General features: G+C 42.1%; 18 protein-coding genes, 1 tRNA gene and 1 pseudogene. 13 read left to right on the top strand and 7 right to left on the bottom strand.

What is annotated here, in order from left to right:
- Positions 1-82: 82 nt before the first annotated feature.
- Entirely contained in the window at positions 83-1,465 is a 1,383-nt protein-coding gene (locus QX565_RS16630; protein WP_322932455.1) for a Gfo/Idh/MocA family protein, read from the top strand.
- A 154-nt stretch (positions 1,466-1,619) separates the two neighbouring features.
- Here the strand turns inward: QX565_RS16630 and QX565_RS16625 are convergent, their stop codons facing one another.
- Both QX565_RS16625 and QX565_RS16620 read right to left on the bottom strand, forming a co-directional pair.
- Positions 1,620-3,332: a TonB-dependent receptor gene (locus QX565_RS16625; protein WP_289293565.1), complete on the bottom strand. Its 1,713-nt coding sequence runs from the start codon at positions 3,330-3,332 to the stop codon at positions 1,620-1,622.
- A gap of 6 nt (positions 3,333-3,338) precedes the next feature.
- Positions 3,339-6,347 carry a tetratricopeptide repeat protein gene (locus QX565_RS16620; RefSeq protein ID WP_002558215.1) on the bottom strand — a complete coding sequence of 1,003 codons (3,009 nt, stop codon included), beginning with the start codon at positions 6,345-6,347 and terminating at the stop codon, positions 3,339-3,341.
- A gap of 256 nt (positions 6,348-6,603) precedes the next feature.
- Here QX565_RS16620 and QX565_RS16615 point away from each other — a divergent pair, with 256 nt between their 5' ends.
- Entirely contained in the window at positions 6,604-6,972 is a 369-nt protein-coding gene (locus tag QX565_RS16615) for a thioredoxin family protein (RefSeq protein WP_002558214.1), read from the top strand.
- On the opposite strand, the gene QX565_RS16610 is transcribed toward QX565_RS16615, so the two are convergent.
- Positions 6,962-7,483 carry an NUDIX domain-containing protein gene (locus tag QX565_RS16610; protein ID WP_195350605.1) on the bottom strand — a complete coding sequence of 174 codons (522 nt, stop codon included), beginning with the start codon at positions 7,481-7,483 and terminating at the stop codon, positions 6,962-6,964. The two genes, QX565_RS16615 and QX565_RS16610, sit on opposite strands and share 11 nt — an antisense overlap.
- 176 nt (positions 7,484-7,659) lie before the next feature.
- On the opposite strand from QX565_RS16610, the gene ahpC reads away from it, so the two are divergent.
- The 8 genes from ahpC (at position 7,660) to QX565_RS16570 (ending at position 19,925) form a co-directional block, all read left to right on the top strand.
- A complete protein-coding gene (ahpC, locus tag QX565_RS16605; RefSeq protein WP_025867048.1) occupies positions 7,660-8,226 on the top strand; it encodes an alkyl hydroperoxide reductase subunit C in 567 nt (188 codons plus the stop codon).
- Positions 8,227-8,381: 155 nt separating this feature from the next.
- Complete coding sequence (ahpF, locus tag QX565_RS16600; protein ID WP_289293562.1) at positions 8,382-9,932, top strand: alkyl hydroperoxide reductase subunit F; 1,551 nt, start codon at positions 8,382-8,384, stop codon at positions 9,930-9,932.
- Positions 9,933-10,081: 149 nt separating this feature from the next.
- Positions 10,082-12,952, top strand: coding sequence for a TonB-dependent receptor (locus QX565_RS16595; protein WP_289293561.1), 2,871 nt, complete (start codon positions 10,082-10,084; stop codon positions 12,950-12,952).
- A 29-nt stretch (positions 12,953-12,981) separates the two neighbouring features.
- Positions 12,982-14,226: a DUF4876 domain-containing protein gene (locus QX565_RS16590; RefSeq protein ID WP_234129954.1), complete on the top strand. Its 1,245-nt coding sequence runs from the start codon at positions 12,982-12,984 to the stop codon at positions 14,224-14,226.
- 14 nt (positions 14,227-14,240) lie between these two features.
- Positions 14,241-15,788 carry a DUF6850 family outer membrane beta-barrel protein gene (locus tag QX565_RS16585; RefSeq protein ID WP_289293560.1) on the top strand — a complete coding sequence of 516 codons (1,548 nt, stop codon included), beginning with the start codon at positions 14,241-14,243 and terminating at the stop codon, positions 15,786-15,788.
- Between the two features lie 23 nt (positions 15,789-15,811).
- On the top strand, positions 15,812-17,998 hold the full coding sequence (locus QX565_RS16580; RefSeq protein WP_289293558.1) for a HEAT repeat domain-containing protein: 2,187 nt from the start codon (positions 15,812-15,814) through the stop codon (positions 17,996-17,998).
- Complete coding sequence (locus QX565_RS16575) at positions 17,995-19,536, top strand: C1 family peptidase (protein WP_221649144.1); 1,542 nt, start codon at positions 17,995-17,997, stop codon at positions 19,534-19,536. Before QX565_RS16580 ends, QX565_RS16575 begins: the two co-directional genes overlap by 4 nt.
- Before the next feature lie 23 nt (positions 19,537-19,559).
- Entirely contained in the window at positions 19,560-19,925 is a 366-nt protein-coding gene (locus QX565_RS16570; protein WP_195350595.1) for an HmuY family protein, read from the top strand.
- 143 nt (positions 19,926-20,068) lie between these two features.
- Here QX565_RS16570 and QX565_RS16565 read toward each other — a convergent pair whose 3' ends face one another.
- Positions 20,069-20,275, bottom strand: a complete 207-nt coding sequence (locus tag QX565_RS16565) for a hypothetical protein (protein ID WP_221649145.1) — start codon at positions 20,273-20,275, stop codon at positions 20,069-20,071.
- A 228-nt stretch (positions 20,276-20,503) separates the two neighbouring features.
- Between QX565_RS16565 and QX565_RS16560 the strand changes: the two genes are divergently transcribed.
- From QX565_RS16560 to QX565_RS16550, 3 genes are read left to right on the top strand one after another with little or no spacing between them, the layout of a single operon-like run.
- Positions 20,504-22,678 (top strand): polysaccharide lyase 8 family protein, encoded by a 2,175-nt coding sequence (locus tag QX565_RS16560; RefSeq protein WP_289293557.1) that lies wholly within the window; start codon positions 20,504-20,506, stop codon positions 22,676-22,678.
- A gap of 11 nt (positions 22,679-22,689) precedes the next feature.
- Entirely contained in the window at positions 22,690-23,502 is an 813-nt protein-coding gene (locus QX565_RS16555; protein ID WP_221649147.1) for an inositol monophosphatase family protein, read from the top strand.
- A gap of 5 nt (positions 23,503-23,507) precedes the next feature.
- Positions 23,508-24,197: a ComF family protein gene (locus QX565_RS16550; RefSeq protein WP_289293556.1), complete on the top strand. Its 690-nt coding sequence runs from the start codon at positions 23,508-23,510 to the stop codon at positions 24,195-24,197.
- Positions 24,198-24,202: 5 nt separating this feature from the next.
- Here QX565_RS16550 and QX565_RS16545 read toward each other — a convergent pair whose 3' ends face one another.
- The 3 genes and pseudogenes from QX565_RS16545 to QX565_RS16535 form a co-directional block, all read right to left on the bottom strand.
- Positions 24,203-24,484: a putative quinol monooxygenase gene (locus QX565_RS16545; protein ID WP_221649149.1), complete on the bottom strand. Its 282-nt coding sequence runs from the start codon at positions 24,482-24,484 to the stop codon at positions 24,203-24,205.
- A 74-nt stretch (positions 24,485-24,558) separates the two neighbouring features.
- Positions 24,559-24,657 (bottom strand): annotated as a pseudogene (locus QX565_RS16540) (RNA polymerase subunit sigma-24); the annotation flags it as partial.
- Between the two features lie 420 nt (positions 24,658-25,077).
- Positions 25,078-25,144: transfer RNA gene (locus tag QX565_RS16535), tRNA-Asn, on the bottom strand.

Raw genomic sequence — 25,144 nt, 5'->3', positions numbered from 1 at the left:
TATTACCTGTCAGCAAGTGTATATTTTGATAGGAGAAGTAACAGGTAGACCTTTGTATTAGAAACTTAAATAGATTATAGTTATGAAAAGAAACTTTGTTTTGTTTATGCTGATAGGTTTTTGCCTGTTAGGTTGTCAGGAAATTCCCCGGCAACAGTTGCCCATTTCTGCTTCTGTGCCGGAGCGTCCGGCCGGGCAGACAGATGTATTAAATCTGGCGTGTGAACCGGTTCCTGAAGTTCGCGTTGCTTTTATCGGTTTAGGAATGCGTGGGCCGGGAGCAGTCCGCCGGATGACTTACATTCCCGGTGTGAAGATTGTGGCTCTTTGTGATGTAGAAGAAAGTCGTACCAAAGCTGCGAATGAGATTCTTACGGAACGTGGTCTGCCCAAGGCACGGGAGTTTTACGGAGATACTGCTGTTTGGCGTAAAGTCACTGCATTGCCGGATGTCGATTTAGTATATGTGGCCACTGACTGGCGAACTCATGCTATGATGGGGGTACAAGCCATGAAAGATGGCAAGCATGTTGCGATTGAAGTACCTGCGGCTATGTCAATGGATGAAATCTGGGCTTTGGTTAATACTTCCGAACAGACCCGGAAGCATTGTATGCAACTGGAAAACTGTGTCTATGACTTCTTTGAACTGACAACATTGAATATGGTACAACATGGATTACTGGGTGAGGTACTTCATGGTGAAGGTGCTTATATACATGGGCTTCAACCTTACTGGAATCAGTACTGGAATAACTGGCGTATGGATTTTAACCGGCAACACCGGGGAGATGTATATCCTACTCATGGTTTAGGACCTGTCTGTCTGGCTATGAATATTCATCGTGGTGATAAGATGAACTACCTGGTTTCTGTAGATACCAAAGCGGTGGGTAATCCTGCTTTTATCAAAGAATCTACCGGTGAAGAAGTGAAAGATTTCCGGAATGGTGAACATACTTGTACAATGATTCGTACTGAGAAGGGACACTCTATTCTGATAGAGCATAATGTTACTTCTCCCCGACCTTACAATCGTATGTTCCAACTGACCGGAACAAAAGGGTTTGCTAATAAATATCCTGTCGAGGGTTATCTCATTGCCCACGATAAGAATACCGGAGACGGTAGCGACTATGAAAATCTGGAAGAACATGTTTGTATGTCGGAAGAGGAAAAAACGGCTTTAATGGAAGAGTATAAACATCCTATTATAAAAGATATTGAGGCACTTGCTAAAGAAGTTGGTGGGCATGGCGGTATGGATTTTATCATGGATTACCGCTTGATTTACTGTCTGCAAAGAGGGCTTCCTCTTGATATGGATGTTTACGATCTGGCAGAATGGTGCTCTCTGATTCCTTTGACAGAAATCTCGCTGGATAATAATTCTGCTCCGGTTGAAGTACCGGATTTTACTCGCGGGGCCTGGAATAAGTTGAGCGGTGTGCGGTTTGCGCAATAAGAAACAGTTGATAAAATTTATATATCCCCCATATAGAATGCCCTCTTCTCCTGATCGAGACAGAGGGCATCTTTTTTACTTATTATGTTAGTCTGAAATACCTGTTGTATTTGGGTAAAGTGTCGGTTGCATTTATAGACAATGCCATTGGCATTCAGAATCGGAAACTCAGACCACCCAGGAAATTAATGCCTTCAGTGGGATAGAGCAGATAACGCTGGAATTTCTTGTTTAACAGGTTATCCGCCTTTGCATAGACAGAGACTCCTTTAAACAAGTGGTAAGTGGCTCCTATACTAAGATCGCTGACGGCAGGGAAGAATGTTTTGCTAAATCCGTAATATCTTTCAGCCCGCCAGATGTATTGATAACCTACATTTAACCACAGAGCCGGAATGGGATGTACTTCTACTTTAAAATCAAGTTCCGTCTCCGGTTTCATCCATAGAGCGGGATTGTAATTTGGGGAGGATACATTATCTGTATAGGCATCGCTGGCTTGCCAATGGCGGTAGATACCTTTACCTGAGAGTGTAAACAAGTCCTTATAGGCATAACTGGCACTGAGCCCGGCATAAATATTATTCGTTGAAGTTTGTCTCAGGTCAATGAAATCGCCGGCTGTTCCGCCTATCCAGCTATTTTCTATCTGATACAGATCATCTTTGAGATTCTGATATCCGGCAAAGAGGTTAAACCATAAACCTGTTACGGGGCTTGCTTTGAACCCTAAAGTGGCATTGAGCTGCTCATAGGTATCTCTCACCTCGTTAGAAGGGTCGCTGTATGGGTTATAAGTCTCCAATCGGCGCAGGTCATTGAGTTGTCTGCCCCCTGTAGCATTGGCGTAGACCACATAACTGTCTGAGAATACATATTGTATGGTTACATCCGGAGAGACACGAAATGATTTGCCATTACCGAAAGAGAAATCAACATTGGCTCCTAAGTGCAGTCGCCAATCATCGTTGTTGAGTTCGTAGTACGGGTTTAAGTCTACGACGGTACGGCTTTTGAAAATGCTCTTTATCTCTTCATTATAAAAGTCTCTTTTATTATTGTAGATGAGGTTGTTCATTTTGAAAGCAATACTTATTTGTTGCTCGTCGCTGATGTTGCCGCTGACAATGGCTTTGGTACGTATTTGCGTCTCATTCACACCACCGAAGAATTGGTTGTGTTGCCGGTCATAAAGCATCAGGTTGGTTTCTGCATTAAACTGTAACGGCATTGTTTCGTCTGTAGACTTCACTCCGAAATGCAGATCGCCTGAAGTGAACTTCTGTTTCTTGAAAGAAAAACCATAAGGCTCATAGTTGAAATTATTTAATCCGAAGTGTCCTGCTACACTCAGGTCTATCTTGCCAAATTGATGCAGATAATCGATAGCAGCACGCGTACGGTAGTAATGTGCATCCCATTTCCGGGCATCACCGTAGGGCATGTCCAACGTACCGTTCATGCCGTCCATGCTGAAGTTTACATTCAGCTTATCCCGGCTGGAAAGGTGAAAAAGATAATTACCCAATAAGTCCAGGTTACCATAGTTACCATATCCGGCGCGTACATATCCCGGTTTACTTGTCGGTTGTACCTCTTTTCCGGTATAAGCCTGCATTGTTCCCACAGGGATATTGGAGGCAGGGGTAGAACTTATCGCATATTCAACCTCTTTCTTGTTTACTACAGGCTCTTCTACTTTGGGCAAAACGTTTACTTTAGAGGCATCCAGAATGATAGGATTGTATTCCTGTTCAACCACGACAGTGCGGTTCATGGTCGTATCTTTGGATTGGGGTTGCACCTGAGCCAGTGAAGGGAGTGCGACGAGCGCCATTCCCAGGAAGATATAATGATTACGTTTCATACTTCGTTACTTATTAAGTTTTTCAAGTCTGCTTTCAATCATGCCTTCAATGTCATCGTTAGCGTGATAGTTCTGTTGCAAGCTCAACAGATATTGCCGTGCATCCAGCTTTTTGTCCATAGCCATGTATACATCCGACAGAAGGACGAAGCTACGTGCCAACCAATATGCGTGGGGAGTACTCCGTTCGATGTAGTCGAGTAACTCTTTCTCGGCTGCGGCATACTCTCCGGCAGTATAGTATTGCTGGGCTACCAGATACTTCGCTTCTGCTCCGTAAAGGTTACGGGTATCTTTGGCTAGTGTCTGAAGATCGGCCAATGCTTTCTTGTCAGCTTTTTGGTTCATATAAGATTTAGCACGATAATAAAGTGCTTCATTTGCCAATTCAGGAGTCAATTTGGCCTCTGCCAGCAAGGCTGTTGCAGCATGAATGGTTTCTGCATCGTCTTTGATGAGGTGTGCACAGCGTAACATTCCTGTTTCTGCCAGCAGACGGCGGTCTGCTGTGGTTGCTTTCTCTTTCAGCATTTTGTAGGATGCTAATGCATCTGCAAATTGTTGCAGGTTGAACTGAACTTCCGCACGCATTATTAATGCTTCTTCAGAGAATGGATTATCCGGATATTCCAGTAATTTGCCGGAGTGAAGCAGAATCATATCATAGTTCTTTTGCTCTTTTCCGATGAGGCAAAGGTAATAATGAGCATTCAGGCTAAAGGAACCTTCGGGGAAAGTTTGCAGGTATTTGTTGAAACTGTTTTTCGCTTCTTCTATGCGTCCGCGTCCATAAATTTTCTCAGCAGCGATGTAAGTTAAAGAATCCTGTTCGCTGGCATCAAAACGTATATTGCCCGGCATGGAAGCTGCAAGTGCGGCAAACTCATCAATGCGGTTCATATCAACGTAAAGAGACTTTAGATCGAGCATTGCCAAACGGGCTTCGTCACTTCCCGGATATTTGTTGATTACCAGTTTGTAAGCATCGATTGCCTGATCGTAGTTTCCATCCTGATAATACAGCAAACCGATTTCGGCAGCAGCTTTGCGGCTGATAGGACTTTCGGGGTATCTGCTCAACAATTCTTTAAAAGAGGCAATGGCCTGGTTGTTGTTATTCATTAATACATACGAACGTCCTTTTTCATAAAGGGCATTTATAACGTAAGGTGATGTGGGGTATTTGCCTGCCAGACGGTTCAGCAGAGTGATTTTGCCGGAATAATCTTTTTGCAGTCCTGATACCAGGGCAAGTTGGTAGAATGAATAGTCTCCGGAAGAGGCATTCATACTTTCGGCTTGTGCATAATAATGTTTGGCTTCGTCGAAATTACGTTCGTTGAGGAAGCAGTCACCGATACGATTGTAAGCATCGGCCAGTGCTGTTCTGTTTTCACCCTTTTCCAGTTGTATGTATTTGAGGAACCAGTTGCGTGCCTGTGCATAATCTTTCTGATGGAAAGCGGTATATCCCAAATTATAGTTTGCCAGTGCATACATTTCGTTATTAGTCTGTTCCGTCAGTTGCAGGTATTCTCTGAAATTACGGGCAGCCTCCGTCATGCGGTTCAGGCGGTAGTAAGATTCTCCGCGCCAGTAGAGGGCATCGGCCTTGGTCTGGCGGTTGTATTGGCCAATGGCAACAGACTGGTTAAAGTAGCCGATTGCCTGCTCAAAAGAGGCATTGGCAAATGCTTGTGTACCGAGTTGGAACAGTATTTTTTGTTTCGCTTCCATGATGCGGGTACCCGGATGGGCAATGCGTTCAATGGATTTCAGTGCCGCTTCGTAGCTGCGGGTGTTCAAATATACTTCAACAAGATAATTGCTTACCATTTCGGTATATTGGGAGTTGGGGAATTCGTTCAGGAATTTCTCGAAAACGGTTACCGACTCTCCGAATGCAGAGTAGGACGTTTCGTGAATGCACAAGGCATAGTTATAGGCAGCCTGTTCTTTTATTTTCATATCGGCATTGGAGGCGGCAGCCTGTTCAAAAGCCATACGGGCTTTGTTCTTTTCGGCCAGTTGCAGGTAGGAAAGTCCCATATGCAAGTACGCATTTTGCGTCAATGCGTCGTTGGCGCCTGTTACTTCTCCCAACGTCTCAGCTGCTTTTGAATATACTCCTGTCTGGAAATAAGAGAGTCCTAACATGTAGAGGGCATCCCGGCGGGGCGAAGCATCTCTTTCAAGATAACTCTCAAATGCGTTGATTGCTTCGTGGTATTTGCGGAAATGATAAGAAGCATCTCCCAGGATGCGGTACATTTCGGCAGCATGTTCATTCTGCGGATATGCCGATAAGTAGTTTTGTGCTACGATCTCAGCTTTATCATAGTTTTTTCTGATTGCATAAATTTCTGCAATGTAATAGGGCACCAGTGCTTTATATTTGGGGTTGTCCTGCAGAGGGAGGAAACCTTTCAATGCTTCGTCATAGCGCTTTTGTGTGTAGCGTATATAAGAGATATAGTAAGCGCAGTCATTGTCGTATTTCTTACTGCTGGCTTTCAGGGTTTCAAACCAGATGGCAGCTTCTTTTACATTCCCCGTTTTCAGATAACAGGTAGCCAGCAAATAGGTCATGTCATCCCGTTCTTCATTACCCAGCAAGTCCAGTTGGGCGGAGTTGAACAGTGCCAGTGCTTCGTCATATTTTTCTTCATAGAAATAGCCGGCAGCAAGTAAAGCATAAATACGGTTGGCATAAGGAGTATCGGGATATTGCTCCAGATAATTGCGCAACAGGGTGATACTGTTCTTATCTTTCAGTTCATATGCCGAACATACCAGCATATATTCTGCTTCTTCGCGCAATGAGGCATTAGGTTCCTGTCTGATAAAAGCTTTTAATGGCGGAGTAGCTGCTGCATAATTTTTTTGCAGAAACAGGTTTCTTCCTTCTTTATATAGATTGACAGGCGAGGTAATTTTTTCGCTTGTTTGTGCCGACGTGATGATAGGCGTACAGCATATCAGGGCACATATAAATCGTGAAATTCTTCTTTTCATAATTTAGTGTTTTGGCAAAAGTACTTGTTTTTGGGGACTTTATAGCAAACAGCTCTTTAGTTTTACAGGTTTTAACGTCCAGAGAAGGGAAAATGTTTTAATAAAAGGATGAATTTCTGCCTGGTATGTAGATTTGAACTTTGTGTGATAGTGGGAAAAATTGCTATATGAATCAGCTAAATTGCTATTTCCTGCTTGGATGGAATGCCGTAATTTTGCATCATAGAAAGACAATGATAATTAAACCCTAAATAATATGAAAGTAATTGATTTGACAAAAGAGAGTTTTACAGAGAGAGTATCTGATTTCCGGCAATATCCTGATAGCTGGGAGTTCAAAGGAGATAAACCTTGTATCGTCGATTTCCATGCCCCTTGGTGTATTTATTGCAAGAGGTTATCACCGGTTCTTGATGAATTGGCTGTTGAATATGCCGGTAAGATTGACTTCTATAAGGTGGATGTGGATAACGAGCCTCTTTTAGAGTCTGCTTTTTCCATCCGTACTATCCCGAATTTATTGTTTTGCCCGATGGAAGGGAAGCCCTGGATGAAGCTGGGGACAGTTGGAAAACCCCAGCTAAAGAAAATGCTTGATGACCTGTTGGCAGGTGTTACAGAGTAGATAGGAAAATTCCAAGACCTTTGCGGATAGAGTCGAGCCCGAAGTCTTCGGGACGGAGCTCTGCAACGGGAATAAAGAAGGCATCAGCAGCATCGTCCATTGCGGCAATGTGACTGGTGTCTTCTACTTTACAGAGGAAAAACATATCCAGTGTATGTACCGGGAAGCCTGAATATACATAAATATTGGGAAGAGTAAATCGATAGATTGCCTCTTTCACTTTTAATCCGGTTTCTTCTAACACCTCACGTGTTACACCTTCTTCTGCTGTTTCGTTCATATCAATGAATCCTCCCGGCAGGTCGAGCGTACCTTTTGCCGGGTCTTTGGCGCGGCGGCATACCAGCAATTCATTCTTCTTATTCAGAATCAGGGCAACTGTTGCCGATGATGGATTAAAGTAGTATACGAACCCGCAATTGGTGCATTGTTTAGATTTCTCATTGTGTATGTTGAAATGCTCCGAACCGCACTTCGGACAGTATTTGAACTGAGACAGAGGATGTTCCATGTTTCTTCTTCTTTATAGTTTCCTGCAAAAGTACAAAAAAGACAGATAGTATAATGGATTTTGTCTATCAGAGTATAGAATTATTCGATTGGACTTTTTTTGTTTCTCCGGTAGGTATCCCCCTATCTTTGTATCAGAAACAAAAACAAGTTAAATCAATAAATAATAAGTTTAGTATGGAATCAATTCTTAATTCTCAGCTTCCTGAATTCAGTGTTCAGGCTTTTCATAACGGTAGTTTCAAAACAGTGACCAATAATGACGTTAAAGGTAAATGGGCGATTTTCTTCTTTTATCCTGCCGACTTTACTTTTGTATGTCCTACAGAACTCGTAGACGTAGCCGAAAAATACGACCAGCTTCAGTCAATGGGTGTAGAGGTATATTCTGTAAGTTGTGACTCACATTTCGTTCATAAAGCATGGCATGATGCTTCAGACAGTATCCGTAAAATCAAGTATCCGATGTTGGCAGATCCGACAGGTGCTTTGGCCCGTGCTTTCGGCGTATATATTGAATCAGAAGGTATGGCTTATCGTGGTACTTTCCTGGTAAATCCGGAAGGTTTGATTAAAGTAGCCGAATTGCATGACAATAACATCGGTCGTGATGCAAGTGAATTACTTCGCAAGGTAGAGGCTGCTCAGTTTGTAGCTACTCACGACGGAGAGGTTTGTCCGGCAAAATGGAAGAAAGGGGAAGCTACGCTGAAACCAAGTATCGACCTGGTAGGAAAAATCTAAATTAGAATGTAGAATTTAGGAGTTGGGAGTTGGAATCTGTTCAGGTGTTTTTTGATTTATGTATTCCAACTTCTGACCCTCATATTCTATAATTCCGACTCCTGACTTCTAACTTCCAATTCTATATTCTAACTCCTATATTCTATCTCCTAATTATGTTAGACCCTACATTAAAAGAACAACTGAAAAGTATATTTGCCGGATTAGAGGCAGATTTTACTTTTGATATATACGTATCGTCCGGACACGAAAGCCGTGGCGAGTTACTCGATCTGCTGGCTGATGTAGCCGATTGCTCTCCCCATATCTCTTGTTGGGTGAATGAGGGAGAAAGGTTGGAGTTTACTCTGTTGAAGAATGGAAATGAGACCGGTATTACCTTCCGGGGTATCCCTAACGGGCATGAGTTTACTTCTCTGCTACTTGCCATTCTTAATCTTGACGGTAAGGGAAAGAATTTTCCCGATGAACAGGTTTGTAACCGTGTGAAAGCCTTGAAAGGCCCGATACACCTTACTACCTATGTTTCGCTTACTTGTACCAACTGTCCCGATGTGGTGCAGGCTCTCAATGCTATGACTACGCTGAACAATTCTATCTCACATGAGATGGTGGACGGTGGTCTTTATCAGGACGAAGTAGAAGCTCTTAAAATTCAGGGGGTACCTTCTGTATTTGCCGATGGAAAACTACTGCACGTAGGGCGTGGCGATTTTGGGGAGTTACTTACCAAACTGGAGGCCCAATATGGTATCAATGAAAGCGAAATAGACACTACCGTAAAGAACTATGATGTTATTGTTGCCGGTGGAGGTCCTGCCGGAGTCTCTGCTGCTATCTATTCGGCACGTAAAGGATTGCGGGTGGCAATTATCGCCGAACGTATTGGCGGACAAGTAAAGGAGACGGTAGGAATTGAAAACCTGATATCTGTCTCACATACGACTGGAAGTGAACTGGCAGATAATTTGAAAACGCATCTGTTACAATATCCGGTAGATTTATTGGAACATCGTCGCATTGAAACTGTAGAAGTCAACGGAAAAGAGAAACTTGTGACGACTTCTGTTGGTGAGAAATTTGTAGCTCCTGCCTTGATTATTGCTACTGGTGCCAGTTGGCGAAAGCTGAATGTTCCCGGTGAAACAGACTATATCGGAAGAGGTGTCGCTTTCTGCCCTCATTGTGACGGTCCGTTTTATAAAGGTAAGCATGTAGCTGTTGTCGGTGGTGGAAATTCAGGAATAGAAGCGGCTATCGATCTGGCCGGTATCTGTTCGAAGGTTACAGTCTTTGAATTTATGGATGAGCTCAAAGCCGATCTTGTTCTGCAGGAGAAAGCAAAAAGCTTGCCTAATGTGGAAATATTTGTTAGTTCACAGACGACGGAGGTAATAGGTAATGGTGATAAATTAACTTCTCTCCGCATTAAAGACCGTAAAACAGACGAAGAGCGTATAATGGAACTGGATGGCGTTTTCGTTCAGATAGGTCTGGCTGCCAACGGTGCTGCTTTCCGTGGAGTTGTGGAGATGAACCGTTTTGGTGAAATTGGTATTGATTCACACTGCCGTACGAACGTTCCGGGCATCTATGCTGCCGGAGATGTATCGACTGTACCTTATAAACAAATTATTATCGCCATGGGTGAAGGTGCCAAGGCCGCTTTGTCTGCTTTCGAAGACCGGGTAAGAGGAATTATTTGAGACATTCTTTTTTCTTGTGTTACCTCATTTTAAACAATACCTATTGATAGGGTATTCCGATGTGAATATCCCTATTGATAGGTATTTTTTTGCTTCCTTTACTGAAGTATCTTTGCAGCTCAACATCAGGCGTAAAGATAAGAACGAATATGAGACAACAATATGCTGTAACAAGAGCATCTTTTCTAATACTATTTTTGATATCCTCCCTTTGTATATTTTCGCAGAATACTCCAGTCAAACGTATTGATTTTAATGGAACCCTCATTGATGCGGAAACAGGAGCTCCCATTGAATTTGCTACTATACAGATACCGGATCATGCACTTTGGGCAATTAGCGATATGGATGGTAAATTTAAAATTCCGGGAATGAAGCCGGGAGTTTATACGTGTGAGATCTCTGTGCTGGGTTATCAAAAGACAATTAAGAAAATAGAGATAAAGCCGGAGATGAAGCTGACTGTTATTAAACTCTCTCCCATGACTTTGGCTTTAAATGAAGTAGTCGTTACTGCTCAGGAACAGCGGATGGGATCGGCTTCCAGAATAGATCAAAGCGCCATTCAACATATCCAACCCAAAAGTGTGGAAGATATGTTGCAACTCCTTCCTGGTAATCTGACTAAAAATCCGGATTTGAATAATGTGGGGCAGGCTTATATTCGTGAAGTATCTTCCAATGATAATAATGCTTTGGGTACATCGGTGATGGTGGATGGTGCTCCACTTTCGAATGATGCAAATATGCAGGTGCTTTCTACCAGTAAGTCCGGTACGAGTCTGAATGCTCAGTCGGTGAGTGGAAAAGGACTTGACCTGCGTACCATTTCTCCGGATAACATTGAATCTATGGAAGTAATCCGGGGCATTCCCTCTGTAGAGTATGGAAATCTTACGTCAGGTGCGGTCATTATCAAAACTCGTTCGGGGGTTACTCCGCTCGAAGTAAAACTGAAAGCAGATCCTTTCTCTAAAATGGCATATGCCGGAAAAGGTTTCCTTATCAGTGAGAAAATGGGAGCAATGAATATTTCCGCTGATTACTCACAGTCGTATGCAGATATACGTAAGCGCTATAACGGATTTGATCGGATTACGGCCAATCTGGGATATTCCAATACTTTTATGAAAAGTTCCCGGCCTTTGACTTTCAACATGAGACTGGCCTATTATCAGAACATAAATAGTGAAAAAACAGATCCTCAACTGAAGCAGGATGAGAAGATAAAAAATGAAAATATGGGGGTGCGCTTCAATCTTGAAGGTAACTGGCGCCTGAATACTTCCTGGATTTCTTCTTTAGGATATAGTTTCATGGTAAATTATAGCCATCAGCAGGATTATCGTCGTGAACAGATCATCTTGCAATCGGGTATTACTCCGGTGGCTAATTCGTATGTGAGTGGCGAATACCAAACCTATTTCCTTAGCTCATCTTATTATTCCGACTATACGGTGGACGGTAAACCTTTGGATGTGTTCGGACAGTTGAAAGCCAATAAACTTTTCCAGTTCTCATCCGATTGTTTTATGACCCTGAAAGCAGGCATCGAATGGAAATATAATGTGAACCGGGGTGATGGGATGATGTTTGATCCTAAGCTTCCTCCGGTGGTAAACGATATTCAGTCTATTCGACCCAGGTCGTTCAAATCAGTTCCGGCTATCAATACACTATCTTTTTTCATAGAAGACAAAGCCCAGTTACCCATTCGGAAAACAACATTGACCTTACAGGGAGGTGTACGCCTCAGTAATCTGTTTATAGATAAGAGTGCCGGAAGAAAGGATATGTTTATGGTAGAACCTCGTATTAATATGGAATATAATATCCTGAACGGTGACAATAATAAAGTGTTTGATGACTTGAGCATTGTAGGTGGGTTTGGTATTGCTGCCAAAGCACCTACTCTTCTCTACCTGTATCCTGATAAGGCTTATTTTGACGAATCAAGTTTCAATCTAATGTTTGCCGATGATATGAGCAAGTCCACTTCTATTATGACTACCAAAGTCATAGATAATACCTCTAACCCTGATCTGAAACCAGCTTATAGCCAGAAGATGGAAATAGGTTTGGCAGGACGTATCAGAAAGGTAATTGGAAATGTTACTTTCTTCTATGAAAAACATACCAATGAGTATTCTTTCAAAGGAGTACCTGTGACGATGCCTTTTCGGCGCTATTCGGTTCCGGGATATGTGGATAATGTGAATTATACCAACGGTATGCTTTATTATGAAAAAGACGGAATAAGAAACCCGGCTACAATTGTAAATGATACTACCTTGTATTCTTACAATATGCCGGTAAACAATACCCGTACCATCAAGCGGGGGGTAGAGTATAGCATCAACTTCGGACAGATTCCTCTTCTGAAAACATCTGTAGTGGTAGACGGTGCGTGGCTCTATGTAAAGCGTCATTCTACATTGCCTACCTATTCGAAGATAGGATCCTCGTATGAGGGAAAACTTTATCCTTATATGGCTGTGATGCCCGGAGGAGGTGGTTCTATAGAACAACGTTTCAATACGAACGTCCGCTTTATCACGCATATTCCTAAATTGAAAATGATTTTCTCCACTACGGCACAGATTGTATGGAAAGAGAGCTATCAGCGTATTTACGAAGATGAAAGTGGAAATAATCTGTTCTACAAGGCTGTTGATCCGTTGAGTGGTAACAATGAAGAGAAATACTTTGTCAACCCTATAGGCTTCATCGACAAGCAGGGAAACTTCAATGAGTGGAAAGCCGAATATCAGGATATATACAAATATCGCCTGATGATGACTCAGTATGGACACAGTAATTACTTTGGGGTAGAGAATTACCCGACTACTATATTACTGAATTTTCGTTTGACAAAAGAATTGGGGAAGATGCTGGAACTCTCGTTTACAGCAAATAATTTCCTCAAAATATCAAAGAGCTATAAGTACCGGACCGTTGCAGGTTACAAAGACCTGACTATTCCGATCTACTTTGGAGCAGAAGTAAAAATCAAAATCTAAGATGTAATAACTAAAAAAGAAAACTAAAGATGAAAAAGTTGTTTTGTTTATTGCCTTTGTTGGCAATGTTGTTTTTGGTATCGTGTTCAGATGATGAGAATGATAACATCGCAAAGAAATACACAGTGGATGTAACTGTGACTCTTCCCACGGATATCAGTATGGCGGATGTAACAGAATTGGTAATAACAGCCGTTAATACTCAAACATCTGAAGAATCGGTAGCTAATCCGGTAGATGGTAAAGCTTCGTTTACCTTGAATGCCGGTGAATATGATTTCCGCGCATCAGGTAGTGCTAAAGATTACAATCTGAACGGGTTGGTAAGCAAAGTTTCTGTTTATAGCGATCAATCTGTAAGTTTACCTTTGGCAATTGCCTCTGGTAGTGGATTGATTTTTAAAGAAGTCTATTTTACAGGAGTGAAAGACTGGTATTTCAAAGATGCCTTCTATGAAATCTATAATAATTCGGATGAAGTGCAGTATCTTGATGGAGTTATCTTAGGTATTGTAGACAACGGTCTTCCGGTAAATGTATATGTTCCTTCTCCTTCTATCTGGGTAGATGAAAACGGAGAATTATTAGATCGTTATCCGATGGCAAGCTTTACCGTTGCTTTCCCGGGAACAGGTAAGGAACATCCTCTTCAACCCGGTGAAAGTGTGGTGGTTGCAACGAATCCTATCAAACACAATGAACGTCAATTGACAGGTGATGATGTAGCTTCTCCGGTAGATTTGAGCACAGCTGACTGGGATATTTATTGTGGTCCGTTCTCTATTTCCGACACAGATATCAATGGAATTCCTAATATGGATTGCCTCTATCTGAATGCTTCCTATGGTATGGATTTCATGCCTTCTGTAGATGGGCAGGCACTGATTTTGGCTAAACTCCCGGAAGGAATGACGAATGTAACATTTGTGGCTGATCCGGAGAATATGATGGTGGCTCCCGGTAAGAGCGACAAAGCACAGCTGATGATTCCACGTGAATATGTAATTGATGGTATTGATATTGTGCCGGCTATAGAAAGCGATCGGTATAAACACCTGAAATCTACTGAAGATGTGGGTATGGCATGGGTAGACGGTTCTTCTAACGGCTCTTTGGCGAGCAGCGCATACTCCGGTAAGAGCCTCCGTCGTAAAGTAATTGCTATTAATAACGGTCGGGTGGTGTATAAAGACACAAACAACTCCAGCGAAGATTTCATCCTGGGTGGACAAACTCCTACTCCGGGAACACATCCGACAGGAGTAGATAAATAAAGAAAAAACGAGTCATGTTTGTAAAGCTGAAATTCTCTTTAATAATAGGTTTGTTTCTTTCCTGCCTTTGCCATGCGCAAGGCGGGAAAGATTCGCTACGCTTGTATCAGGATGTGCTCTATCTGGGTAATATACAATACGGCAGTAATAATCCGACGGCAATTTCCGATTCACCTCTGCGTAGTGTGACGGATATCAACATTAACTTCCTTCGTTCTTCGGGTGACTTCCGGTTGGTAGATCAGTCCTCGCGTGAACACTGGTGGAGTGGAAGCTTGTTTGGTATACAGCGGATTGGCAAAATAACTTTTGAAGGAGATGTCAGCTATGAGAATGGTAAACAGACAGACCGGAAATGGAACAGTACGCTGTTTATAGCTGATGATAACCCGTTTATTGTAGCCGACTCACTTACGGGTGATTACAATGTGGAGAAGTTCAGACTTAATGGAGGTTTCTCTTATGAGATTAATGCACATTGGAGAGCCGGGCTGAGAGCGATATATGAGGTTGGAAGCAGTGCGGATCAGACAGATCCTCGCCCCGATATCAAAGGAATGCGCTTTTTGCTCAATCCGGGTGTGGATTATCAATGGGGTAACTTCAGAATTGGTGCTTCTGCCGGTGTACGCTGGCTGGGTGAATCGGTGAATTATACTTTGGTAAAAACTTACGAGACCTATCAATTATTTTTGTTCCGGGGTATGGGAAATTATGAAAGTCAGCAGGCGATTGGCTTCCAACGGAGATACACCGGAACTGCTTATCAGGGTAATTTGCAGTTGGGTTGGAATAATGCGGCTCATCTGGCTGATTTTCTTGAGTTAGGTTACGAGAAATCTACAGAAGAAGCAATAGATGGTAGCAGCAGTAATAAATATAAAGGAGGAAAGTATGCACGTACAAGATTCTCTTTAACGAACCGTTTTCGGATTTCCGGAGAGAGAACAATGCATAATGTCACTCTTGAGGCTTCGCATAATAAAGTAGAAGGAACGTGGTATATCCAGACACAGTCCAGTGATGCAGATGGCAATACCGTATGGGAAGTAAAAGATGCTTCCGTATGCCATATCGAGAAACGGACGGATGCTTCACTTACCTACCGTATGGACCGGATGCGGCAAATGCTACCACATTTCACCTGGGAGGTGAAGGCCGGAGTCCGTCAGTCTGATATAAAAAATTATCCGGAGGTTTATTTGCAGAAATATACGGCTGCTTATGCTGTACTGAATGCCTGTAAGAACCTTCCTGTTAAGAAAAGTCTGCTTAGCATCTATCTTAACGGGATGTATAATCACAGGCTTTCTTCCAGCTTTTCAGCTGATGGACTGAAGCTGAAAACTGTTTATAGCCTTCCTGCTTTTGAAACCTCTGCAGCTGCCTACTGTCAAGGGAATATAGGTGCAAAGGCACAGGTTCCTCTTGCTATTTCCGGTTTTCACTCGTGGCTGGGAGTATATGCGGAGTATACATTGAAACATTACACGGGAGATTATGTACCTCTGGACGGTACAAACCGTAATCAATTAAATGTGGGTGTGAATTTGACTTTTTAATGAATTAAAGTAATAGACGAAAAATGATAAAAAGAATAGTTAGCTTACTGATTCTTGCCGGAACAATAACCTCTGTTACATTGGCTGCAAAACTTCAACGGGGTTTCGCTATTGTAGTTGATCCGGTGAGCTATAAGGAAGCTCGTACGGATATAGATAATTATGCTAAGGCTGTAGAGAATGACGGACTAAAGACCTACATCATTGTAGACCGTTGGGGAGTCCCTGATTCGATTCGCTTTCAGCTTCAACAGTTGTATCTTGAAAAGGAATGCCCTATTGAAGGAGCTGTTTTTGTCGGGGATATTCCGGTACCTATGATACGTGATGCACAACACCTGACTTCTGCTTTTAAAATGAATCAGGAAACCTTTCCCCGTACCGAATCATCGGTGCCTTCTGATCGCTTCTATGACGACTTCGATCTGAAGTTCAATTTTCTGGATAAAGATGAACAGTATCCATTGTATTACTACTACTCTCTGTCTCCGGATTCTCCGCAATTTCTGTCTCCTGAAATCTATTCGGGACGTATAAAAATGTCGGCTGATGATGCTTCTAAATATGATAAGTTACGTGCTTATCTGCAAAAGGTAGTGGCTTTAAAGCAAAATACTAACCTTGCCGATCAGTTACTTTACTTCAGTGGGCAGGGGTATGTATCCGAATCTATGATGGCCCGGATTGATGAGAAGTTAGCTTTAGTTGAAAACTTTCCCTGGACACGGATACAGCAAAATGGCATTGAGTATATTGATCACAAACGGGATGCTGCTGTGAAGTATCGCCTGATGTCCGAACTTCAGCGCAATGATCTTGATATCGCTATTCTCCATCATCACGGAGATGTGGAAATAGAATATATGAATGATCTGCCCGAACCGCAGACTACTAAAGATCAGGTGGAGGGCATCAAGCTTTATTTGCGTGAAACAATGCGTCATGCCCGTGAGAAGGGAAAGAATACTGATTCGATACAGTTGGTATTAAGTAAGCGTTTCGATGATCTGCCGGCTTCCTGGTTTGAAGGTAGTTTTGATCCGGAAATCACCCAAAAAGATTCTCTTTTCCTGCGTAGTCTCGATTTGTATATTGAAGACTTTGACAACTATACTCCCAATGCCCGTTTTATCGTGCTGGATGCTTGTTTCAACGGTTCTTTCCATAAAGATAAATATATAGCCGGTGCCTATATTTCGGGTAAAGGCAATACAATGGCTGTACTTGCAAACAGTGTAAACGTGCTGCAGGAGAAGTGGACAGATCGTTATTTGGGACTTGTTGGTCTGGGTATGAGAGTTGGGCGTATGGCGATGGAAAATCCTTATCTGGAAGGGCATTTGATTGGTGATCCTACTTTTCATTTTGCTGTTCCCGTTTCTCTGGGATTTGATATCAATGAGGTGCTTTCAACTAAAAATGCTGCCTGGTGGAAGAAACAACTGAATAGTTCTTATCCTGCTTTGCAGGCTATGGCATTGAGGCAGCTTTCGGATGGCGGACAGATGAACTCCAAACAACTGTTGGATAAGTTTATGAGTAGCCCGTCTGATATCGTGCGTATGGAATGTCTGGTATTACTTTCTGAATATGACGATGATAACTTTATCCGTTGTCTTGATTTAGCTGTATCCGATAGTTATGAAATGATCCAGCGTTTTGCTATCAATATGATTGCTCGTAATGGAGATGATCGTCTGGTTCCTGCGTTGATTCGTGCTGCCATTCGTAATAATACAGCGGAGCGTATTGAATTTAATGTAAAACAGGCACTTGCACTTCTCCCGGAAAAAGCATTGACGGCTGAGTTTCAGAAACAGTTTAATCCGTCATTGTATGTAGAGAGCGAAAAGGCAGAGCAAGGCATTAAACGTGCTATTGAAGTAAATTCTAACCGTTGGCTGAAAGATATTAGTTCTATTTATGCAGATGATAGTCTGACGGTGAATCAACGGTTGGGGCGTATCCGCTATTTACGCAATTATAATGTGCACAGCCAGATTCCTCAGTTATTGGAGTATCTCCAGAAAACGGATAATGAACCGGTTCAGGTTTCATTGCTTGAAGCGCTGGGATGGTTCAGGATGTCATGTCGCCACAATGAAATAAGCCAGGTGGCACAGGCTATGAGTCAGGATAGCCGTTATTCACAAGCTGTGCGTGATGAGGCACTTAAAACTTATAATCGGATAATGAATCATCGTAAATGAATAATTCACGAAAGTATATAATTTTAATAGCTTGCCTGCTTGCTATCGGTCTGTCATCGGTAGCACAGCAGGTACGCCCTGTTTATCCGGTGAAGCCTTTGACGCAGGAGGATATCTCCCGCAGGCAAAGAATACCGGAGTGGGGGACGAATACACGTTCTGCCTCCTCTGCTGTACTCCCGGAGGGTGTAGATAATTCAACCTTGAAATATTTCCCTCCTGTATTTTCTCAGTTGGGTAATTCCTGCTCACAAGCCTCTGGTGTGCGCTATGTTTATACTTATGAGTTGAACCGTTTGCTTGATCGTGCTGCTGATAGTCCTGAACACATATTCAATTATCATTTTACCTGGAATTATCTGAATGAAGGAAATGACCAGGGCTCTCATCCTGAACTGGGTTATAACATGATGAAGGTAGCTGGTGCTGTAACATTGAGTGATATGAATGATGAGAGTGCTGCCACCTCTTCTACTACCTGGATGACTGGTTATGATAAATATCTTCGCGCTATGAATTATCGGGTGAAGAGTTACTCAAAGTTTACTCTAAAGACGCGGGAAGGTATAGATCGTCTTCGCCAGTATCTTTATAATCGTGGCGAAGAGGGAGAACCGGGTGGTGTGGTTACTTTTTCGTGCAAGAGCTCTGACTGGAAAGAGGTTACCTATAAGGGGACATCTGTCACTGGATTGACACATATGATCACCCGTCCCGGTACGGACGGAGCACATGCTCTTACCATTGCCGGGTATGATGATACGGTAGCCTATGATTTAAATGGTGATGGAGAGATTACTGAAGACGAGCGTGGAGCTTTCATTGTAGTAAATTCCTGGGGAACCTGGTGGGGAAGTGAAGGTAAGTGCTATTATCCTTATAAATATTTTCTACTCCCTGCCGCTGAGGGTGGTCTTGCCGATTTGGATGCAGAGGCACTTATGGTAGAACCGGAGATTCATACTCCGCTTGTTGTTTTTCGGGTGAAGTTGACTTATACATCTCGTAATGATCTCTATTTTCGTTTGGGTGTAGCCGAAGGAGATGCCGCTTCTCCTTCCGTCATATTAGATTATCCGTTAATGTTGACACAGGGTGGTGACTATTATATGCAGGGAAACGGTACACTTGAATCTTTCAAGACTATTGAAGTAGGGCTTAACTTTACAGATAAATTAGCTGATTTTCAGTCTTTCCGCTCTCCCAAATATTTTCTGATTGTCAGGCAAATTGGCAATGGGAAATTAGGGGAAGGGAAAATAAACAGTTTTTCTGTGAATGACTATCGCACTGGAACAGAATATGCGTGTACAGAGAAAGATCTGCCTATCAAAGGAGAGTTAAAGCTTTCTACCTCTTCTACTATAGAAAGCGGACTTTCAGCCAGTCCTGTGGAGTGGCTGGTTCCTGATACTAATACTCCTCAGTCTCACCCGTTTGTGGTTCGTAAAGCAAACGGACAAACCGTTAAATTACAGTTCCAGGGATACGACCGGAAGAATGGAAAACTGACCATTCGTTATGCTCCTCTACCTTGATAACTGTAAATGAAAAATTAGTTATGAAACCGATTATTTTTATTTTAATATGTATAGGTCTGTTCACTTCTTGTGCTTCGGAGAAATCTGTTATACAAGAGGAAGACCGTTTGGTTACCTTATCCGGACTGAATGATATGCAGTGGACTTATATCTCTTTGTCTACCGGTGAGGTAGTAGGTACTTCGCCGCTGAATTCTGCAGAAGATGATGCTCACTGGCGCCTCCGTACGGATTGGGATATGGCTGTTTGCGGAAAGTATATTCGTACGAATAGTGGTACTTCGGGGGTCGGACAGGGAGGAATTCAGTCAGTTCTTACTCCTTATGGAGAACTTACCACTCTTCCTTCCGAAGAGTTCAAGGTGGATGTGTACACCAATAAATAGATTCTTTATATAAAGAAAGTACGTATTTCACTACTACTTAAATACGTATTTAACGCTGTGTTAAATACGTTAGTTTGTAGTAAAAAAGTACGTACTTTTTTAATGCTTGATAATCAGCATTCTCTGAGAGAAGAAGCACTGTTTCATTTCAAATCTTCTTTGATGACTTTATCCATTTCCTTGATCCGTTCTTTCTTACTTTTAGTAATGTTTTCTTTGGTATCATGAAACGCATTTTCGGTTTCTGATACTTCATTACTCCAATCTTCAAACTTATCAATTGCCGGACGTCCGTCAGGATCAATGTTCTCTTCGGCAATAGGATTGTTTCTGTTAATAATACCACTCATAATCGTTCTATTTTAATTGTTTATAGGAATAAAACAGCCACAGGCAGGGAATGTTCCGATTTTTATACTTTTTGTAAAATATAGTATTTAATTATCATTGAAGCAGAATCATATTAGGTTCTTCCGGATCTTAAAAAGAGGAAAAATATACTGTATAATAGCTTGTATCTCATAGAAAATTGCCAACTTTACTGACAATTTATAGAAGTAATTTATAAAAAACAGACTATGAGAACAGTGTTTCGTTGTATGGTAGTATTGGTTGTACTTGCAGTGCCTTTTCTACCGAGCATGGCAAATACCCGCCTTTTATCTCCTTCACCGGGAGAAGTAAATGAGTTTGAAATGTTGATGGATAAGATACGGATGGATTTTGCCGGCAATCCTTCTATTGATGAATATCTGGCAAAATACAATGCTGCCGATGGTTCATTTACAGATATAGATTATAGTCGTACAGACCGTACAAACTGGGAACCGTTGATTCACGTTGACCGTGTCTATGATTTTGTTTTTGCCTATACAAATCCGGAGAATAAATACTACCGGCAGGAAGCATTGTATAATAAGATTGTGGCTGCACTTGAATATTGGTATCAGCGTAATCCGAATTGTAGTAATTGGTGGTATAATCAGATAGCCGAACCACAACGGATGGGTGTTCTTTTAATTCAGATGCGCACGGGAAAAAAGCATATTCCTGCCGATCTTGAGCATAAAACTTTGGAACGGATGAAAGCTGAAGGTGGTGATCCGGCCAAATGGACCGGAGCCAATATGACTGATATTGCCTTGCATTGGATTTACCGGGCTTGCCTGACAGCTGATGAAGAGATGTTGAAAAAGGCCATTGCTTATTCATATAGTACTGTTGTGTATACTACTAAGGAGGGATTTCAATATGATAACTGTTATTTTCAGCATGGAGTACAGTTGTATATAGGTGGCTATGGTGACGAAATACTGAAAGGAGTGACCCAGGTGGCTATGTATACAAGAGGTACCCAGTATGCTTTGCCAGCAGATAAACTGGCACTTCTGAGTAAGTTCATGCGGGGTACTTATTACCAGACGATTCGTGGTAAATATATGTCATATGATGTGTTGGGGCGTGGAGTAAGCCGTCCCGGTATTCTGGATAAAAGCGCAATGGCTGAGTTTGCTAAACGAATGATCATTCTGGATCCGGAATATGCAGATGAATATGAGGCGATTGTTGATCGCCTTGCCGGAAAGAAACCAGCGGATTATGCTGTGAAACCGTGCCATACACACTATTTTATCGGAGATTATACGTTGCATGTACGTCCGGGGTATGCATTTGATGTTCGTATGGCTTCTTCTCGTACTATGCGGTGTGAGTATGGGAATGGCGAGAATCTGAAAACTTATTTCCTTTCGGATGGTTGTACTAATATAGTAATAAAGGGAGATGAGTATTATAATATCTTCCCGGTGTGGGACTGGGCAAAAATACCCGGAGTGACAGCACCGCAAATGACAACTATTCCTAAAGCTGCCAGTGATTGGCAAACGAGAGGAACATCCACCTTTGCCGGTGGTGTGTCAGACAGTATCTATGGGGTAACTGCTTATGCCTATCAGGATGATTATGCCGGAATAAATACTACTGCAAAAAAGGCATGGTTCTTTTTTGATGATGAGGTTGTATGTCTGGGCGCAGGGATTACATCTACTGCCATGGAGAGTATCAGTACAACGGTGAATCAATGTCTGCTCAATAACGAGTTACCGGTTACCATAGCCGATAATAACCGGATTTCCACAGTAGGAGCTGGAAATTACTTCTATAAAGATAAACTGAGTTGGGTACTACACAATGAGGTTGGCTATGTATTCCCTATGGGTGGTAATGTTTTTCTAAGTAATAAAACACAGTCCGGCAACTGGTATGATATCAATACGGCTGCCCCAAGGATGGAGCAGGATACAGATGTATTTACGCTGGGTTTTGATCATGGGCTGTCACCCCGGGATGCAACCTATGCTTATATTGTGGTTCCCAATAAAAAGACGGTGAAAGACATGACTGCTTATCCGGTAGACAATATAGAGATTCTTGCTAATAGCGATTCGATTCAGGTAGTCAGAAATAAGAAACTGGATGTTTGGGAGATGGTGTTTTATCGGGCTGCAACGTTCAATCATGGTAAGATTACGGTAAAGGTGGATAAAGGTTGTGCGCTACTTTTTAAAAATCTGGAGAATTCCGCTTTATATTTTCATATTGCAGATCCAGCACAGACACAATCTGTTATTAATGTGGATATTTGTATTCCTTCTGTAGATAAGCATGTAAAGGCAATCGTATGTGATTTTTCTGATACCGGCATTTATGCGGGAATGTCGAAGGTGTATTCTTTGGGAAAATCGAAGGATTAAATTAAAATGAGATGTTAGATTTAAAACAATTGACTGCCGATGTATGCTGTATAGCAAATGCTATCGGTGGTTTTCTGAGAGAAGAGCGGAAGAATTTTCGCTCTGAATATGTTGTCGAGAAGTGTGCGCACGATTATGTTTCTTATGTAGATAAGGAATCAGAGAAAAAGTTAGTAGCAGCACTTTCTGCATTACTTCCCGAGGCGGGATTTATTGCCGAAGAAGGGTCGGCTACTTATAATGACGAACCCTATTGTTGGGTAATTGATCCGCTGGACGGAACTACTAACTATATCCATGATAATGCCCCCTATTGTGTTAGTATTGCGCTGCGTAACCGCGATGAATTATTACTTGGTGTTGTTTATGAGGTTTGCCGTGACGAGTGTTTTTATGCCTGGAAAGGAGGGAAGGCTTGGTTGAATGGTGTACAGTTGCAAGTTTCGGAAGTTCGGGATATAACTAATTCTTTTCTTATAGTAGAACTGCCTTACAATGACGGGGCATATAAACAGACAGCACTGCACCTGTTAGATAACCTTTATGGCAGAGTGGGTGGTATTCGTATGAATGGCTCTGCCGCTGCTGCTATCTGCTATGTAGCTGCCGGACGCTTTGAAGGTTGGTTGGAAGCATTTATTGGTAAATGGGACTATGCTGCGGCTGCATTGATTGTATTGGAAGCCGGTGGAGAGGTGACCGATTTTTGTGGGAATAAACATTTTATAGAAGGGCATCATATTATTGCTACGAATGGGGGGATTCATTCGCTTTTGCAGAATTTGGTAAACGAACTCCTGCCAGAAGGATTGCTTAATCATTAAGTATTATGAAAGACTGGTTTAGCTCTTTCTTTTCTCTCTTTTTTCCGCGCTGTTGTCTGATATGTGGTGGTCCATTGGCAAAAGGAGAAAAGTGTTTGTGTGCCCGTTGTAATATGGAGTTGCCTCGTACGGGATACCATCAGATTAAAGATAATTTGGCGGAGCAATTATTCTGGGGGAAAATACCTCTGGAAAGAGCTACGGCTTATTTCTTTTATCGACGGGGAAGTGATTTTCGTCATATCCTTCATCAATTGAAGTATGGTGGTCAAAAGGAAATTGGAGAAGTAATGGGACGTTGTGTGGCAGCAGAATTACTTTCTTCCGGCTTTTTTGAAGGGGTGGATGTAATTGTTCCTGTACCGCTTCATAAGAAAAAACAGAAACTACGCGGCTATAATCAGAGCGAATGGATAGCTCGCGGAGTTTCTGCTATTACTTCCATACCAGTAGAAACTTCCGGTGTGGTACGTGAAAAGAATACCGAAACGCAAACTCGTAAATCTGTGTTTGAACGTTGGGAAAACGTGGATGGTACCTTTCATCTTGTTACTCCGGAGTGTTTCGTGGGAAAGCATGTACTTATTATTGATGATGTGCTTACCACCGGAGCTACTATCGTGGCCTGTGCTTCTGCCCTTGAAAAAGCTGGTGAAGTGCGTTTTAGCATACTTGCATTGGCTATAGCCGAATAACTTGTTTAGAACGATTCGATGATTAGCTCTGACGCCAATAACCCTTTAATAGCCTTCCCGAACGTTCGGAAATGTGTGGATGTAGCATGTATATCTATTGCATGCTGATCTTTGTACTCTTCGTAAAAGATGAATGCTACCGGGTTCGTTGGATTCTGATAAAGATTGTAACTGATATTGCCTTCTTCAGCTCTTGTTTCTTGTATCAGAGGTTCTGCTTTACTGATAAACTCCTGTTCTTTGCCAGGAAGCACCTCGACGCGTGCTACAATTGTTTTCTTTTCCATATTACCTTACTGTTATTGGTATTGCACAAAAGTAACTAATAGAATTGGAAAATGGCTTGGCTTATGTCAAAGAATTATTCACTGTCCAGAAGTTCTTCATATAACCGGGTTAACCGTTTTCTCAGATGAAGCACTGCGTAACGTTTTCTCGACAACAGTGTATTAACCGGGATTTTGTTATTAAAGTACATTATTCCACTATCTTTTTTGTCATCAGCCTGATGACATCTGTCTATACACGTACCGCAACCAGTGCACTTTGCGTCTATTATGAGTAAAGATATTATCTTTCTTCTTTTTAATCCAAACATACTTGTGAAAAGTTTAGGGTTATTAAATTTGTTGTCGAGGTATACCATCTATTCTGGTAGACGAATGTGAAAAAGGAATATTTTAAAGGGAAGCATTTTTTTTAATGAGTTGTGATATTCGGCGTGTTCGGGAATGGTGGCTATAGTTATACGGATGGGACAGGGTAGACGGTTGCTATAAGCATATAGCGTAGTCTTGCGGCTATGATAAAGGTGACATTGTCGTTTTGTTGAGGGGAATAAATACAAAAAAGTCCGCCATAGTGACGGACTTTCTTGCTCTTCCTCTTGGACTTGAACCAAGGACCCTCTGATTAACAGTCAGATGCTCTAACCGACTGAGCTAAGG

It is taken from the genome of Bacteroides sp. 41_26, from assembly GCF_949740115.1.
Taxonomy (GTDB): domain Bacteria; phylum Bacteroidota; class Bacteroidia; order Bacteroidales; family Bacteroidaceae; genus Bacteroides; species Bacteroides nordii.
Note: the sequence above shows the minus strand (reverse complement) of the source record. Positions and strands in the feature narration are given on the sequence as shown.

What these genes read in the sequence shown, in the direction of transcription:
- QX565_RS16590 (WP_234129954.1), top strand. Translation starts at nt 12,982, where the DNA reads ATGAAAAAGTTGTTTTGTTTATTGCCTTTGTTGGCAATGTTGTTTTTG.
- QX565_RS16570 (WP_195350595.1), top strand. Translation starts at nt 19,560, where the DNA reads ATGAAACCGATTATTTTTATTTTAATATGTATAGGTCTGTTCACTTCT.
- ahpC (WP_025867048.1), top strand. Translation starts at nt 7,660, where the DNA reads ATGGAATCAATTCTTAATTCTCAGCTTCCTGAATTCAGTGTTCAGGCT.
- QX565_RS16550 (WP_289293556.1), top strand. Translation starts at nt 23,508, where the DNA reads ATGAAAGACTGGTTTAGCTCTTTCTTTTCTCTCTTTTTTCCGCGCTGT.
- QX565_RS16555 (WP_221649147.1), top strand. Translation starts at nt 22,690, where the DNA reads ATGTTAGATTTAAAACAATTGACTGCCGATGTATGCTGTATAGCAAAT.
- QX565_RS16630 (WP_322932455.1), top strand. Translation starts at nt 83, where the DNA reads ATGAAAAGAAACTTTGTTTTGTTTATGCTGATAGGTTTTTGCCTGTTA.
- QX565_RS16595 (WP_289293561.1), top strand. Translation starts at nt 10,082, where the DNA reads ATGAGACAACAATATGCTGTAACAAGAGCATCTTTTCTAATACTATTT.
- QX565_RS16585 (WP_289293560.1), top strand. Translation starts at nt 14,241, where the DNA reads ATGTTTGTAAAGCTGAAATTCTCTTTAATAATAGGTTTGTTTCTTTCC.
- QX565_RS16625 (WP_289293565.1), bottom strand. Translation starts at nt 3,332, where the DNA reads ATGAAACGTAATCATTATATCTTCCTGGGAATGGCGCTCGTCGCACTC.
- QX565_RS16610 (WP_195350605.1), bottom strand. Translation starts at nt 7,483, where the DNA reads ATGGAACATCCTCTGTCTCAGTTCAAATACTGTCCGAAGTGCGGTTCG.
- ahpF (WP_289293562.1), top strand. Translation starts at nt 8,382, where the DNA reads ATGTTAGACCCTACATTAAAAGAACAACTGAAAAGTATATTTGCCGGA.
- QX565_RS16580 (WP_289293558.1), top strand. Translation starts at nt 15,812, where the DNA reads ATGATAAAAAGAATAGTTAGCTTACTGATTCTTGCCGGAACAATAACC.
- QX565_RS16545 (WP_221649149.1), bottom strand. Translation starts at nt 24,484, where the DNA reads ATGGAAAAGAAAACAATTGTAGCACGCGTCGAGGTGCTTCCTGGCAAA.
- QX565_RS16565 (WP_221649145.1), bottom strand. Translation starts at nt 20,275, where the DNA reads ATGAGTGGTATTATTAACAGAAACAATCCTATTGCCGAAGAGAACATT.
- QX565_RS16575 (WP_221649144.1), top strand. Translation starts at nt 17,995, where the DNA reads ATGAATAATTCACGAAAGTATATAATTTTAATAGCTTGCCTGCTTGCT.
- QX565_RS16615 (WP_002558214.1), top strand. Translation starts at nt 6,604, where the DNA reads ATGAAAGTAATTGATTTGACAAAAGAGAGTTTTACAGAGAGAGTATCT.
- QX565_RS16560 (WP_289293557.1), top strand. Translation starts at nt 20,504, where the DNA reads ATGAGAACAGTGTTTCGTTGTATGGTAGTATTGGTTGTACTTGCAGTG.
- QX565_RS16620 (WP_002558215.1), bottom strand. Translation starts at nt 6,347, where the DNA reads ATGAAAAGAAGAATTTCACGATTTATATGTGCCCTGATATGCTGTACG.